This window comes from Psychrobacter sp. ANT206 (assembly GCF_056880555.1).
Genome location: NZ_CP096271.1, coordinates 1356410 through 1371272 on the forward strand (window position 1 = coordinate 1356410; position 14863 = coordinate 1371272).

Consider the following 14863-nt stretch of genomic DNA (forward strand, 5'->3'; position numbering starts at 1 on the left):
TTTATAGAAGGGAAGGTTTTTTAATATTATGCAAGTATTGCTGTTGGTTGTAAATCAAATAAATTAAGCTCAGAGACAAACTCAAGTGAGCGCAAACGTGCTGCTTGGTCATAGATGTTTGCTGTCACAATCAGCTCATCGGGCTGATAGGTAGCAAGAAACGCTGTAAGCTTTGGCTTGACAGTTTCAACAGAACCGATAAACGATACCGACAACGCACTATCCACCATCATTTTCTCAGCAGCGCTCCAGATACTGTCCATATCATGAGTAGGCTTTGGCATTTGACCTGTTTCACCACGGCGTAAACGCACAAAGCTCTGCTGTGCTGAGGTAAAGTGATAATGGGCGGTCGCATCATCGTCCGCAAGCAATAAATTTGCCGCTAGCATGACATAAGGCTCGTCTAAGTAAGCTGATGGTCTAAATTGCTCGCGATAAGCATTGATGGCTTGCCCAAGCATTTGCGGTGCAAAGTGTGAAGCAAACACATATGGCAATCCTAAGTGCGCTGCTAAGGTCGCACCAAAAAGGGAAGAACCTAGTATCCAAATGGGAATATTAGATTTTGCACCGGGGAACGCCTGTACGGGACTATCATCTGTGCCATTCCCCAAAAAGTACATCAACTCTTGCACATCTTGTGGAAAGCGATCAGCATCTTGCATCTGGCGACGTAATGCTTGAAAAGTTGCACCGTCTGTACCGGGCGCACGACCCAAACCCAAATCTACGCGATCGCCATATAATGCTTGCAAGGTACCAAACTGCTCAGCAATGACGAGCGGGGCATGATTGGGCAACATCACACCACCTGCGCCAATACGTATACGCTTGGTCTGAGCACCAATATGCGACAATAGCACTGACGTCGCTGCACTAGCGATACCAGGCATATTATGATGTTCTGCCATCCAATAGCGATTTAAGCCAGATTTTTCGGCTTGCTGCGCTGTTTCAACGGTTTGGGCAATGCCTTCAGCGATGCTTTTACCCTCAGGAACGGGGGCTAAATCTAAGAAGGATAAGGGAATAGAGTTACTCATAAATCACCTGTTTTTAGATGCCATATGATTAATGGCAGTATTATTTATTATAAATTTATAAGAGCCTCAGCTTGCGTAGTTATTATTCAACTAGTGATATAAGTATCATTATGCAAGTCCTGAACGCTTTACCTCCTATATAATGGGGCGGTTAAATAAGATATAAAGGTCAGTATTCATGCTGATAACAAATCTTAATCATATGAGATATAGAGGATAAGGACAGTTGGTTTAGTCAGACATTGACTAGAAAAGAATAGTTCACAATAAAAAGCATCACTATCTAAAGATAATGATACTTTTATGAGTATTTTTAATTACGAGTACTTTGATCTTCTATTTATATTACTGACTTAATAATCAAATACTATAGTCACTCCTAAATAAAATAAGTACAAATATTATAACGCGCTACTGGTATAAATTTTTCTTGCTTGCTGTGCCTGCGCAGACAGAGGCGGCGCAAAACTTATCCCAGTAGCACTGTGTTTGATTTATAGTGGATTGACTATAGCTACACGTATTAGTGAAAACAGCAGTCATTACTGACTAAATTGTTTTTGACACAGCTCCATAAACGCCCGTCCATACTGACGAATCTCTGCGTCATCACGTACTGCCATCCAACTGGTAAAACGTCCAAAATGGTCGACTGGAATGGCTGTTAGATTTTGATAATGACTTGGCTCAAATGCCATTTCTGCAATAATACCAATCCCTAAGCCAAGTCCAACATAGGTACTAATCACATCAGCATCAAGTGCTGCCAATACGATATCTGGCTCAAGACCGGCATCGCTAAAAGTCTTGTCAATGGCGCCGCGCCCCGTAAAACCACCGTGATAAGTTACGATTGGATAGCTGGCAAGGGTTGGTAAATCGATAGATTCTAGTCCTGCCAATTCATGATCGCTTGGCACGATGACACGATGCGTCCAGTCGTAATAACGATAGCAGCGCAGATAGTTGTTATGTAGCAAGGACTCGGTTGCAATACCAATATCGGCCTGCCCACGTATCACCATCTGTGCGATTGTTTCAGGATCTGCCTGTTGTAGAATGAGATTAACCTTAGGAAAACGCTCTTTAAATTCTTTCACGACTTCTGGTAAGACATAACGTGCCTGAGTATGAGTCGTGGCAATTGTCAATGTACCGACATTTGGATTGTTAAAGTCGAGGCTGAGGTTTTCAATCGTACGGATTTCGGTAAAGATAGACTCAATATGCGGCATGAGCGCCGTACCCATTGTCGTAAGCCCCGTTAAACGTTTGCCTTGGCGCACGAACACTTCGGTTTTGAGCTGATTCTCAAGTGCTGCGATATGCTTTGAAAGACTTGATTGGCTGGTATGCAGTACCGTCGCCGCCTGACTTAAATTATAGCCATTGATTACGGTATGCCACACTGTCTCCAACTGTTTGAGTTGAATTTGCAGATGCCGCTGATTGACCACTACGTCGATTGCCATAAGTTAATCCCATTATATAAAGAGTCAGTCGTCTTTATAAAAGTTAAAACGCCCAAAAAACATAACAAGCGTGTAGTGTAAATCAAAGCTATTATTCTTGTATATAATAAATAGGTATCTATTTATACATATATGGAATATAGGAAAATTGCTTGAATAGTAGGCTAGATAGAAATCTAATAGGAGTAAACCAAAAAATTATAGCTTAATTTATATTTAAGAAAGGTTAAGATACATGTACTTACCAAGGCAACCTATAGAATATAGCCGATATGCTCAATCAAGTAGTTAGTGGAAAAACATCTAGTCAATTTAAGCATTCTCAAGTACCATTATTCAATTTTGCAGCAAATGTCATTTTCTTTGTACAGAGCTAGGCAATTTTTTGTCCTTTTTTATCCTGATAGTCTCGATGTCACACTGCCAGTAGATAAAATTTTTGGATAAAAAGTAGCGCACTGTCGTATTTTTTGTCTAAATTTTTGGTGAGTCGTTATGTCTGCTGTCCAACCTATTCCGCCCAATTCTCCTATTGCCAAGAAGTCACTTAGCGAATCTTTGCAGGCTTATCTTGATCGGCGTTCACTTATCATGCTGTTCTTGGGCTTTGTCGCTGGCATTCCGATCTTACTAATTTTCTCTAGCTTATCATTATGGCTGCGTGAAGCAGGGATTGATCGTAGCGTAGTAACGATGTTTAGCTGGGCGGCGCTTGGTTATGCCTTTAAGTTTATTTGGGCACCACTAATTGATGCGGTGCCATTGCCAATATTAACCAAGCTCTTAGGTCGCAGGCGCAGCTGGATTTTGGTCTCGCAGATTATGATTATTGCCGCTATCTGTATTATGGCGAGTGTCAATCCAGCGAATGAGGGCAGTCTAGTCCTGATGGCAGTAGGTGCAGTACTACTTGGCTTTTCATCAGCGACACAAGACATCGTTATTGATGCCTATCGCATCGAATTGGCACCACCAAGTCTACAGGCGGTCTTGTCTGCCATGTATGTGACCGGTTACCGTATCGGGATGATCGTTGCTGGTGCTGGGGCATTATATTTAGCCGATTACTTTGGTTCTACCGAGAGCTTTTATAGCTATGAGGCGTGGCGCAATACCTACTGGATTATGGCAGCGGTGATGGGCATTGGGGTTATTACCACCTTGGTGATTCATGAGCCGATTAGACAACAAGTAGTTGTTGAACGTAAAACGTCAGAATATACCCGTCTAGTATTAGTATTCGCTATATCAGTCATAGGTTTTGTACTGGTATTTGCTAATGCGGGCTTGGTCTTACCTGAGACAGAAAGTGTGTTCGCAGGCTTCTTAATCGAAGTAGTGCGTATGGTATCGAGTTTGGCAGCGGCTTTGATTATCGGTTACGGCTTAGTAAAAGCCAATCTTGTGGAGCAAGAGTTTGCTAAGACCACATGGATTGAGCCTATTGCTGACTTTTTCCGCCGTTACGGTAAAAAGGCGTTATTGTTATTGGCGCTGATTGGTCTCTATCGTATCTCCGATATTGTTGCTGGGGTTATCTCTAATGTCTTCTATCAAGACATGGCATTCACTAAAGTTGATATTGCCAACGCCGTTAAATTGGTTGGCGTTGTCATGGCGATTGCTGGTGGTTTCTTAGGTGGTTTATTAGCACAAAAGATGCGTATCATGCGCGCAATGATGGTTGGGGCAGTCCTCGCCTGCGTGACCAACTTGTTATTTATTCTGCTGACATACCATCCTGGGAGCTTGCCGTATATGTATTTGGCAGTGATCCTTGATAACCTTGCAGCTGGTCTTGCTAGTGCTGTATTTATTGCCTTTTTATCTGCATTAACATCTATTCGATTTACTGCTGTCCAGTATTCAATATTTTCATCACTAATGACATTATTACCAAAAGTGGTGGGTGGTTATTCAGGCACTATCGTTGATAGCACCAGTTACCCCTTCTTCTTTATGTTTACTTTTCTAATTGGTATTCCTATTTTAGCGCTGATTTATTATGTTGATAAATATATCGTCATTGGTGACAATGATGATATTTATGGTGATGGCAGTGACGATAGTAATAGTGGCAGTAATAAAGGTGTTGAGTTAACCAAAGCCAATCCTAATTTAACCAATACCAATGAGCCACCGCGCGCATCAGAGTAGGTTAGAGTTTATAAAAATAAAGCAGATATAATTATTAAGAGTCATTTATGACAGCGCAAAAAGCAGCAAACGTAACAGTATGGCAAATCAAGCAGCAAGCGATACAAATAGCGGAGGAATTATCTGTTCCGACATTTTGGATAACGGATTGGCTGTTATATATCCTTGATAAACCTGCGCTATTTTTAATAACGGATGATAGCTATCAGCTAAGTGATGTTGAGGTTGAGCGATTTAATGCTGGTGTGACCAAAATGCAGCAAGGTACACCATTGGCTTATTTAACGGGTATACAGGCATTTTGGTCGCTTGATTTTGCCGTTAATGAACATACCTTAATTCCCAGACCCGATACTGAAGTTTTGGTTGAGCAAGTACTACATTGGATAAATACTGCCAATGAAGAGTTTGTGCCTAATGCTGCTAGCAATAAGCGTCTGCTTGATCTGGGCACGGGTTCTGGTTGCATTGCCATCAGTCTTACTCACGAGTTAAAGCTGGCTCGCAAATTGGAACCAGTAAGCTGGCAAGTCGTTGCTGTTGATTTCTCGCTAGAGGCGCTAAAAATTGCTCAGCATAATGCGGTTAGTAATGCTGTAGATATCGAGTTTGTCCATAGTAGCTGGTATGATGCACTCTCTACTCAGGATGAACATTTATTCGATGTGATTGTCTCAAATCCGCCCTATATTGATGAGGCGGATAAGCATTTAGCAGGTTTATTAGCAGAGCCAATTAGTGCTTTGAGCGCCCCTAATCATGGTTTGGCTGATATCGAACATATTGTCCATCATGCGCCGCAGTACCTAAGAGTAGGCGGGCTATTAGCGATTGAGCATGGCTTTGATCAAGGGCATGCTGTACGCCAGTTATTTGCGGACAATCACTTCGATAATATACAAACGATTAAAGATTTTGGTGGCAACGATAGAGTGACGCTTGGGCAGTTTAATAAAAATAAGCGGCAATATTGAGTACTGGTAATCCATATGAGTAATGTAGAAACAGAAATATTGTTAGATGATGAGCTGCTGCGTTATGCGCGTCAAATATTGCTTGATGGCTGGGATATTGATGCTCAGCTACGACTAAAATCATCACGTGTCGTCATGATAGGCGCAGGTGGGCTAGGTTGCCCAGCTTCTGAAACCTTAGTGCGTGCAGGACTTGGGCATATTCTCCTAATTGATGACGATGATATTGAAGCCAGTAATTTACAGCGTCAAACATTGTTTTTACCGGAGGATATTGGTAAATCTAAAGCTCTAACTGCTGCGCAAATGTTGATGAGTATCAATCCTTTAATCACAGCTCGCGGTACGATAGCGCGTTTGAGTGAAGACAATGCTTATGAGTTACTTGATATGGCGTCCGGTACGCCAGACCTATTGTTAGACTGTACAGATAATTTTGCTACCCGTGACATCATCAATCGTATTAGTGTGCGCTATCAGATTCCATTATTATCGGCATCTGCTATTGCAATGCAAGGGCAACTGGCACTATTTGAGCCACATCTAAATACCGGCTGCTATCACTGTGTGTTTGGTTCGGTAGTACTGGATGCCGAGGCGGATGAACGTACGTGTGCCAATTCAGGGGTGCTTGCCAGCACCACAGCTATCATGGGCAATCTACAAGCCAATGCAGCTTTGCAATATCTAGGATTAACCAAAAATCCACTGACAAACAAACTGCTGATATGGGATGGTAGTCGGATGCAGCAACGCTTGATGGGATATCGAAAAGAGTCAGAATGTCCTGTCTGTAATAGCCTTTCCTAATTTCAATTAATGATTTTTTACCAATTATAATCGCCGATTCTCAAATATCCTTCTTATGACCACAGTTGTCTTTTATGAAAATTCATCGTCCGCATTTATTAAAACATACCTTTAATGTCGTTAATCGTGTTCGTCAAACAGCAAGTGTCGCTGGTTTATCAGCGCTTAGAGTGGCGAAGGGCGAAAAACCTGATGCCATGCTGTTAAAAGAAACTTTTGAGCAACTGGGTACGACTTATATCAAAATAGGGCAGTTTATTGCTAGTACGCCGTCATTATTTCCGCGCGAATATGTGCAAGCCTTTCAAAGCTGTTTGGATCAAACCACGCCATTGTCTTATGCTTATATCGAGCAAGTATTAACAGAAGAGCTAGCTGTTAATGGACTCACACTTGAAGAGACGTTTGCCTACATTGACTCAAAACCACTGGCTTCTGCTTCTATCGCCCAAGTCCACGCAGCGCGTTTGCATAATGGTGATGAAGTTGTCTTAAAGGTGCAAAAACCTGGCGTCGAAACCATTATGCAGACGGATTTGGGTGTATTGCATGGCGTGACAAAGCTGGTTGAATTGTTGATGCCTTCAATGAGATTTGCCAGCATTGCACCGATTATTGATGAGATTCGTTTGCGTATGCTTGCGGAGACAGACTTTATCGCTGAGGCACAAAATATTCGCGACTTTCAGCAGTTTTTGGCAGTATCAGGCAATACACGCGTGGTGGCACCAAAAGTCTATGAGGCGTACACTACCAAGCGTGTGTTGACCATGAGCCGCTTATACGGTGTCTCTATGGTAGATGAAACTTTGATGCGTCAATATTGTACTGATCCTGCCCAAGTGATGGCAGATACGCTCAATACTTGGTTTGCAAGCCTGATGCTGTGTAATAGTTTCCATGCGGATTTGCATGCGGGTAATTTAATGCTATTAACTGATGGACGTATCGGATTTTTAGATTTTGGTATTGTCGGTAAATTGAAGGCTGAAAGCTGGCGCGCTTGCATGGGAATGATGCAAGCCATGCAGGATAATGATTATTATGCGATGGCACGCCATATGATAGATATGGAGATGACACATGGTGGTAATCAGGTTGATGTGGTGGCATTAGGTGATGATTTGCAGCGTATGATGAAGACCATCATGGCAGAGGACAAAGCCTTTACCAGTGGTGTGCCTTTTAATACGAAAGAGCAGGCGGATGAGTTGAATACAATGATGCTGGAGATAGTTGAGGTCGGTAAGCGTCATGGTATTCATTTTCCGCGTGACTTTGCTTTATTGACCAAGCAGATGCTCTATTTTGACCGCTTTATGCGTACGCTTGCACCTGATATGGATATGTTTAGTGATCAGCGCGTGCAGATGTTGGGACAAGCAGAGAGAAATGAGCAAGAAAATCGTCCAACACTCAATGTTTCGTAGGATTAAATACTATATTCAATGCTGTTCTAATACTCGTTCATTTAACACAAAGGATTGTGTGCTTTTTGCCACAAAATGGCCCTGTCATGATGACTGCTCTCAAAAGCCGTGCTGTTATTACTATTACCAATGAAACAGCTGTTGCGTTGATTGGTATGTACTGTATGGCAGTAGTGATGGGGTTTGGACGCTTTTTATTTACAGCCACTTTACCTGATATTATGCTGCAATTGTCGCTATCCACGACCATTGCAGGCTGGCTGGCTTCAATCAACTATATTGGCTATTTTATTGGCGCGCTTATCGCGATGTTTGTGCCGCAGCGTTTAACATGGCATATGCTAATATTATGGACAATAGTTAGTGTCATTACTACCATTCTGTTGGTCGTGCCAAATATGTCATTAAATCTATGGTATGGCATTCGGCTGATATCAGGTATTGCAAGTGGTGTGGCGATGATTTTAAGCTCATCTTTGGTCATTCAAAGCTTCAGTCTTGAGCGCCGTTCAGTGCTATCGGCAGTACACTATGCAGGTATCGGCGTCGGTATCAGTGCCTCCGCAATATTGACGTGGTGGTTACTGACGCTTGGCTACCATTTCGACGTGATTTGGCTGATCGCTGGAATGATTAGCTTACCTGTTTTATGGTTGCTGTATGGCATACGTCCGTCTGCTATGGTTACTTTATCTGGTTCAACATCATCAAATCCAACATCAGTAAGCTCAGAAACACCCCAGAGTAATCATTATTCCTCGCTATATCAAACCTATATTAATTTTAAGCGTTCTTTATACGAGGCGCTAGCAGGTCATAGCAAGCCCATTGCATTATTGTTGACCAGTTATGTGCTGGCAGGCTTTGGTTATATTACATCGGCGACTTTTTTGCCGGTAATGGCAGCTCAGCGCTTGACCACTCAAAATTCTGCTGGACTGTCTATTTGGTTGGTGGTAGGTATCTTTGCCATGCTCTCAAACCCGATTTGGGGTGCTCTTGCCAAGCGTATTGGTGAAGTCAAAACCTTAATGGGCTTGACGTTATTGCAAGCGTTTGGCATGTATTTGCCAATAGGGTTTGATGGTGCTATTGGTTTATATGCTAATGCCATGATTTTAGGGTTAACCTTTGTGGGTATGGTCTCTATGACCTTGACGATTATTAAAAACATAAATCCCATCTACTCAAATCTGCTGATAGGACTGGCGACATTAGCCTATGCAATAGGGCAGTTCATCGGACCATTGGTAACGGTAGCGCTGGCGGGAGAGAATGATAACTTTAATGCAGGGTTGTTGGTAGCGGCTATAGGACTGCTGATAGGACTGGTTTTGGTATTCTTTTTCTGGCGTCAAACGAACCGACTGCAAAAAATAATCATTTAAGCGAATCATTTTAGTAGGATTAAACCATACTGCGGCTGAATACTTCTCGCAGCTCAAAGCTGGTATGAACTTGTGCCACGCCTTCGATACGATTTAACCGATGCAATAAAAATTCCTCATAGTGAGCCATATCGCGTACGCGTACTTTAATCAGGTAGTCCTCGGAGCGACCAGTGACGATACTACAGCTGATGACTTCATCGAAGCTTTTAACCTTGCGCTCAAACTGCTCAAAACGGTCAGCTGTGTGACGGTCCATACTGATAGCAATGAAAACTGCCAAGGGATAGCCAAGTTTTTGGGCATCGGTTTGAGTATGATAACCGGTGATAACGCCACTATCTTCTAAGCGCTTAATACGGCGCGCGCAAGGGGTTGCCGAGAGATTAACGCGCTCGGCAAGCTCAGTAATGCTCATACGTGCATCGGTCTGTAATAAGCGCAATAAGCGTTTATCTGTGTCATCAATATCTGCAATTAACAGCTGATTAGAATGAGTATGTTGCATAACAAGTATCTTTGTTAGTGGATTATGCTAATTATAGCGATTGATTTATCGCATTTCACTAATATAATGTAAATATACTTATTATAAAGCCGATATTCACCTTATAAACTTTGTTATTATAATGGCATAAGTTCGTATTATCTCGTATGATAAAGCAAGATTTTGGCATTGATTGCCTCACTAAAAATACCAACCTAATGCCATCTAAGGATTGATTATGTCTGACCAAGCAACACGCCCTGTAGCGCCTGCCGCTGCAAAGAGCACACCCAAAAAAGCCGCTTTCGATTTCCGTAAATATCGCCCTTTTGCATTTGCGCCACTGTTGCCAGATCGCACATGGCCGAGCAAAACGCTAGAGAAATCACCGATATGGGCAAGTGTGGATCTGCGTGATGGCAATCAGGCATTGATTGATCCGATGACTATTGAACAAAAAATGCGTTTTTTTGAAACCTTGATAGATGTGGGTTTTAAAGAAATTGAAATAGGTTTTCCCTCAGCGGCACAAGTCGAGTTTGATTTTGCTCGTAAATTGATTGAAGAAAATCATGTGCCTGATGACGTGACTTTGCAGGTATTGGTGCAGGCACGTGAGCATTTGATTGCTCGTACTTTTGAATCCTTAAAAGGCGCAAAGCGTGCCATCGTTCATGTTTATAACTCAACTTGCCGTATTCAGCGCGAAAAAGTATATGCTAAAGATAAAGCTGAAATCAAAGAGATAGCTGTCACTGGTGCTAAATTATTGGTTGAATATGCTGCTAAATATCCAGAAACAGAATGGGTATTCCAGTATTCACCTGAGAGCTTTAGCCAAACTGAGACTGAATATGCAGTTGAAGTCTGTGATGCCGTTTGTGATGTTTGGCAGCCCGAGAACGGCCAAGAGGTAATCTTAAACTTACCTGCGACGGTTGAGGCGTCAATGCCCAATGTATTCGCTGATCAAGTCGAGTATTTTTGTCGTAATCTTGCCAAGCGTGAGCATGTAACTATTAGCTTGCATACGCATAATGACCGAGGCTGTGCGGTGGCGGCGGCTGAGCTTGGTGTGCTTGCTGGCGCAGATCGTATCGAGGGCACCTTGCTTGGTAATGGCGAGCGTACTGGCAATATGGATATCATGGTCATGGCGATGAATCTGTTTAGCCAAGGTATCGATCCTGAGCTTGATTTTAGTAACATGAGTGAAATTGTACAAGTCGTTAGCGAATGCAATAACTTGCCTCTGCATCCACGTCATCCTTATGTAGGTGAGCTTGTATTTACTGCCTTTAGCGGCTCGCACCAAGACGCGATCAAGAAATGCCTCGACTATAATGAGAAACATGTGGATCAGACAGAAAACGTCTGGGATGTGGCATATTTACCAATTGATCCTGCACATATTGGTCGCAGCTATCAGGATGTGGTTCGTATCAATAGCCAATCTGGTAAAGGCGGTGTGGCTTATATCTTGCAGCGCAACTATGGCTTTAATTTACCACGTTGGATGCAAATTGACTTTAGTGGTGTGGTACAAAAACAAGCTGAAACCACGGCTCGTGAATTGCAGAATGATGAAATCTTACAGACCTTTGAAGACACTTATTTACAGCAAGGCAGTTTTGAGCTGTTAGATTATACAGTCAACAATAAAGGCGGCGAAGTCTACTTTAACGGTCAAGTTCAGATGAATGGCGATACCATCACTATAGATGGTGATGGTAATGGGCCGTTATCTTCGTTTATCGATGGATTGGCGCAGCATACAGGCAAATCAATCCATGTCATTAACTACGCTGAGCATGCAATCAATCCGCAGCATAATAGCGGTGATGGTATCAATGATGATAACAATAGAGACAATAAGACCAATGCCAATGCTGCTGCTTATATACAGCTAAATGTAGATGGTGAAGTTTATTCAGGTATCGGCACTTGTAGCAGCACGGTATCAGCCATGCTAAAGGGCGCATTGTCAGCCTTTGCTCAAGCAGTTAGTATCGCTGCTGTTTAATAACTAAGTACTTAAGAATTTAAATATTTAGGTATATAAGGTTACGTTTATATAAGTATAACGTCATGACTCATTGCGATAAGCAAATCAGAGCCATGGCGTTATTTTTTATGCTTGAACCTATGTTTGAAACTCAGTAATTAGAGATCTTATTGAAGTGCTTACCACTGAGAGGTTAAAGCCTAATAGCATAATGTTACTTGTGTTTTCGGTGACTAAGACTTACGCTAATGTACATAGCATTCATTATTATAATAGTATAAATAACAAGGTTAATTATGGAACCTCTCTCATTTGCTTCATTTTCATTAGCCGCTATTTTGGCATCATTGCCAGTAAATGGCGAAGCAGTTAGTAAGCCGACCATTACCACACATATTAGTCCTGCGATTGCTGGACAGTGGAAGATTGATTTAAACAGTAGTATCACGATGACCAAAGAAGCTGAGGCGCGGCAAGCAGCGTCAAAAGACAGGAGTCAGATTAAAAGTAACGAACCTAAAGTCGACGCCGGTGCAGGACTATTGACACAAAACGAAAAACGTCTTATTAATATTCAAACTGATACCAGCAAAAAACTCATTGCATCAGCAAAGAAATCTGCTCAGTGCCGTGAGCTTTACAATTTTGCTGCTGATAATGAAATGTGGTCAGTCAGTGGCAAAGAGTGGACTTATGGACGTTATTTGATTACGCACCGTGAGGAGGGGCTACCTATCATTGCTATTAAAACCGTTTACGATAACAATGAAGTAGATTGCTCCGGTAGCCAGATAGATCAGAGCAATGAGGCGTTGATTGCCTTTTTAAATCATGATGGCAATCAAATGCAGTGGTGTGCTGATCCTGATGGCAAAGAGTGCTTTATGAATTTTAATAGAATTCTGCCATAGTAATGGTTTTTCAGTGACTTTGCTTTAGCTTTAATTACAATCATCAATAAAAAAACCGCTATCTGCATGGATAGCGGTTTTTTTAATGAGAAAAAATCTTGATAATAAAGATATTTGATATCAATATTTAATCAGTTCACAAGTTAGATTTTTCTTTATTAGCAGTTAACAACTCTCTTTCAAGATAATGAATATTCTGTGCTTCATGAACAAAATTATCATCTGATAAAATTACATCACGATGCATCGGGATATTTGTTTTGATACCTTCGATAACCAACTCATCAAGTGCCTGTAGCGTTTTCGAAATCGCTTGCTGACGGGTTTGACCATGACAGATAAGCTTACCAATCAAAGAGTCATAGTAACTTGGAATCTCATAGCCAGGATATAGATGTGAGTCAAAGCGGATACCAGCCCCACTAGGTGAATACAGCTGAGTAACCGTACCAGGTGATGGCATAAAGGTCACTGGATCTTCAGCATTGATGCGACATTCAATCGCATGACCTTGAATTTCAATCTCACTTTGGCGATAAGATAAACCGTAGCCTGCTGCAATTTTTAACTGTTCAACGACCACATCAATGCCTGTAATCATCTCAGTAATAGTATGCTCAACTTGTACGCGAGTGTTCATCTCAATAAAGAAATATTCATTATTTTCAAATAAAAACTCAAAAGTACCAGCACCGCGGTATTTGACCAGCTTACATGCTTTTACACAAGCATCTAAGATAGGCTGACGTACATCATCAGGAATATCAGGGGCGGGGGCTTCTTCTAAAACTTTTTGATGACGACGCTGTAATGAGCAATCTCTGTCATATAAATGAATGGCATTACCGTTACCATCGCCAAGTACTTGTATCTCTACATGTCGCGGGTTTTGGAGATAACGTTCCATATAAACCGTATCATCACCAAACCATAGCTCAGCTTCTTGCTTAGCCGCTTGCACTTGACCGATAATTTCTTCAAAGCGCTCAACCACACGCATACCACGACCACCGCCACCCGCTGCCGCTTTAATCAACAAGGGAAAACCGATATTGCGCGCTTGCTCTTCAGCATTGTGTAGCGTCACAGCACCTACTGAACCAGGTACTGTCGGCACACCCGCTTTTTTCATAGCATTGATCGCGGAAACCTTGTTGCCCATCAGACGAATATGATCTGCAGTAGGGCCTACAAAGGTTAATCCAGCTTCTTCAATACGTTCAGCAAATTCAGCATTTTCAGCCAAAAAACCATAACCGGGGTGAATGGCATCAGCGCCAGTAATCTCAGCAGCAGTCAAGATAGTATTGATATTTAGATAGCTTTGATTGGCATTAGGCTTGCCGATACAAATGGCTTCATCAACAAAGCGTAAGTGCATCAAATTGGCATCAGCCGTAGAGTAAACTCCAACGGTTTGAATACCAAGGGCTTTACAAGCGCGAACGATACGTAGAGCAATCTCACCTCTATTGGCGATGAGCAGTTTTTTTATCATGGGGTCATCCTTATTGAAGCGGCGTTTTTTAATGGAGTCACTATATTCAGCAATATCAAAACTTATTATTAAGCCTAGTGATTATCTAACTTTAAAATCTTTAAGCTTAGATATGATTAAACTAAAATAGCCTAAGCATAAGTTGATATTGCCTGATAAATAGCACGCTCTCCATCAGAACGAAGTAAAGGTTGGCAAATCTGATTACGCTTTATAGCGTACGATAGGCTGACCAAACTGTACCACTTCAGAATTAGTGACCAAGATCTCATCAATAACACCACTTTGAGTCGCCTCAAGAGGATTCATAATTTTCATCGCTTCAATGATGCCGAGCGTATCACCAGCTTGCACTTTTTGTCCAACCTTTATAAATGGTGGATCATTAGGACTAGGGGCTGAGTAATAAACGCCAACCATAGGTGACGTCTCAACACTACCTGCTTTCATCGCAGGCTGCGATTCGGCAGTATGAGGTGTAGCAGCACCAGCAGTAGGTGCAGCCATCATCGTTGGCGCCGGTGCATCATAGTGACGAGTCAAACTGATATGCTCGTCATCTGAGCTGATTTCCAAATTAACCAGTTCGCTTTCTTCCATGAGTGCAATGAGGGTGCGTATTTTTTCAATATCCATAATTGTATTTTTGCCTTGTAACAAATTCGAGAAAAATAGTGTAACTAAA

General features: G+C 42.0%; 12 protein-coding genes. 7 read left to right on the plus strand and 5 right to left on the minus strand.

Annotated features, from left to right (window positions below; genetic code table 11):
- Positions 1–26 precede the first annotated feature (26 nt).
- Both M0221_RS05715 and M0221_RS05720 read right to left on the minus strand, forming a co-directional pair.
- On the minus strand, positions 27–1046 hold the full coding sequence (locus M0221_RS05715; RefSeq protein ID WP_483284652.1) for an LLM class flavin-dependent oxidoreductase: 1020 nt from the start codon (positions 1044–1046) through the stop codon (positions 27–29).
- 542 nt (positions 1047–1588) lie between these two features.
- Positions 1589–2518, minus strand: coding sequence for a LysR substrate-binding domain-containing protein (locus M0221_RS05720; RefSeq protein ID WP_011513490.1), 930 nt, complete (start codon positions 2516–2518; stop codon positions 1589–1591).
- A 495-nt stretch (positions 2519–3013) separates the two neighbouring features.
- Between M0221_RS05720 and M0221_RS05725 the strand changes: the two genes are divergently transcribed.
- The 5 genes from M0221_RS05725 (at position 3014) to M0221_RS05745 (ending at position 9277) form a co-directional block, all read left to right on the plus strand.
- Positions 3014–4675, plus strand: a complete 1662-nt coding sequence (locus tag M0221_RS05725; RefSeq protein ID WP_483284653.1) for an AmpG family muropeptide MFS transporter — start codon at positions 3014–3016, stop codon at positions 4673–4675.
- Between the two features lie 47 nt (positions 4676–4722).
- Positions 4723–5649, plus strand: coding sequence for a peptide chain release factor N(5)-glutamine methyltransferase (gene prmC, locus M0221_RS05730; RefSeq protein WP_483284654.1), 927 nt, complete (start codon positions 4723–4725; stop codon positions 5647–5649).
- Positions 5650–5664: 15 nt separating this feature from the next.
- Positions 5665–6459, plus strand: a complete 795-nt coding sequence (locus M0221_RS05735; RefSeq protein WP_483284655.1) for a HesA/MoeB/ThiF family protein — start codon at positions 5665–5667, stop codon at positions 6457–6459.
- 74 nt (positions 6460–6533) lie between these two features.
- A complete protein-coding gene (locus M0221_RS05740; RefSeq protein WP_181210553.1) occupies positions 6534–7889 on the plus strand; it encodes an ABC1 kinase family protein in 1356 nt (451 codons plus the stop codon).
- Between the two features lie 86 nt (positions 7890–7975).
- Positions 7976–9277, plus strand: a complete 1302-nt coding sequence (locus M0221_RS05745) for a YbfB/YjiJ family MFS transporter (RefSeq protein ID WP_133104229.1) — start codon at positions 7976–7978, stop codon at positions 9275–9277.
- Positions 9278–9296: 19 nt separating this feature from the next.
- Here the strand turns inward: M0221_RS05745 and M0221_RS05750 are convergent, their stop codons facing one another.
- Entirely contained in the window at positions 9297–9785 is a 489-nt protein-coding gene (locus M0221_RS05750; protein ID WP_020443364.1) for an Lrp/AsnC family transcriptional regulator, read from the minus strand.
- Between the two features lie 217 nt (positions 9786–10002).
- On the opposite strand from M0221_RS05750, the gene leuA reads away from it, so the two are divergent.
- Together leuA and M0221_RS05760 are read left to right on the plus strand one after the other, a co-directional pair.
- Entirely contained in the window at positions 10003–11787 is a 1785-nt protein-coding gene (gene leuA / locus M0221_RS05755; RefSeq protein WP_483284656.1) for a 2-isopropylmalate synthase, read from the plus strand.
- A gap of 278 nt (positions 11788–12065) precedes the next feature.
- Positions 12066–12680 (plus strand): hypothetical protein, encoded by a 615-nt coding sequence (locus tag M0221_RS05760; RefSeq protein WP_483284657.1) that lies wholly within the window; start codon positions 12066–12068, stop codon positions 12678–12680.
- Positions 12681–12816: 136 nt separating this feature from the next.
- On the opposite strand, the gene accC is transcribed toward M0221_RS05760, so the two are convergent.
- Positions 12817–14178 (minus strand): acetyl-CoA carboxylase biotin carboxylase subunit, encoded by a 1362-nt coding sequence (accC, locus tag M0221_RS05765; protein WP_011513499.1) that lies wholly within the window; start codon positions 14176–14178, stop codon positions 12817–12819.
- 204 nt (positions 14179–14382) lie between these two features.
- A complete protein-coding gene (gene accB / locus M0221_RS05770; protein ID WP_149492644.1) occupies positions 14383–14814 on the minus strand; it encodes an acetyl-CoA carboxylase biotin carboxyl carrier protein in 432 nt (143 codons plus the stop codon).
- Positions 14815–14863 lie beyond the last annotated feature (49 nt).

Bases quoted from the DNA above. Each gene is read 5' to 3' on its own strand.
- M0221_RS05715 (WP_483284652.1), bottom strand. From the start codon at position 1,046: ATGAGTAACTCTATTCCCTTATCCTTCTTAGATTTAGCCCCCGTTCCT.
- M0221_RS05720 (WP_011513490.1), bottom strand. From the start codon at position 2,518: ATGGCAATCGACGTAGTGGTCAATCAGCGGCATCTGCAAATTCAACTC.
- M0221_RS05725 (WP_483284653.1), top strand. From the start codon at position 3,014: ATGTCTGCTGTCCAACCTATTCCGCCCAATTCTCCTATTGCCAAGAAG.
- prmC (WP_483284654.1), top strand. From the start codon at position 4,723: ATGACAGCGCAAAAAGCAGCAAACGTAACAGTATGGCAAATCAAGCAG.
- M0221_RS05735 (WP_483284655.1), top strand. From the start codon at position 5,665: ATGAGTAATGTAGAAACAGAAATATTGTTAGATGATGAGCTGCTGCGT.
- M0221_RS05740 (WP_181210553.1), top strand. From the start codon at position 6,534: ATGAAAATTCATCGTCCGCATTTATTAAAACATACCTTTAATGTCGTT.
- M0221_RS05745 (WP_133104229.1), top strand. From the start codon at position 7,976: ATGATGACTGCTCTCAAAAGCCGTGCTGTTATTACTATTACCAATGAA.
- M0221_RS05750 (WP_020443364.1), bottom strand. From the start codon at position 9,785: ATGCAACATACTCATTCTAATCAGCTGTTAATTGCAGATATTGATGAC.
- leuA (WP_483284656.1), top strand. From the start codon at position 10,003: ATGTCTGACCAAGCAACACGCCCTGTAGCGCCTGCCGCTGCAAAGAGC.
- M0221_RS05760 (WP_483284657.1), top strand. From the start codon at position 12,066: ATGGAACCTCTCTCATTTGCTTCATTTTCATTAGCCGCTATTTTGGCA.
- accC (WP_011513499.1), bottom strand. From the start codon at position 14,178: ATGATAAAAAAACTGCTCATCGCCAATAGAGGTGAGATTGCTCTACGT.
- accB (WP_149492644.1), bottom strand. From the start codon at position 14,814: ATGGATATTGAAAAAATACGCACCCTCATTGCACTCATGGAAGAAAGC.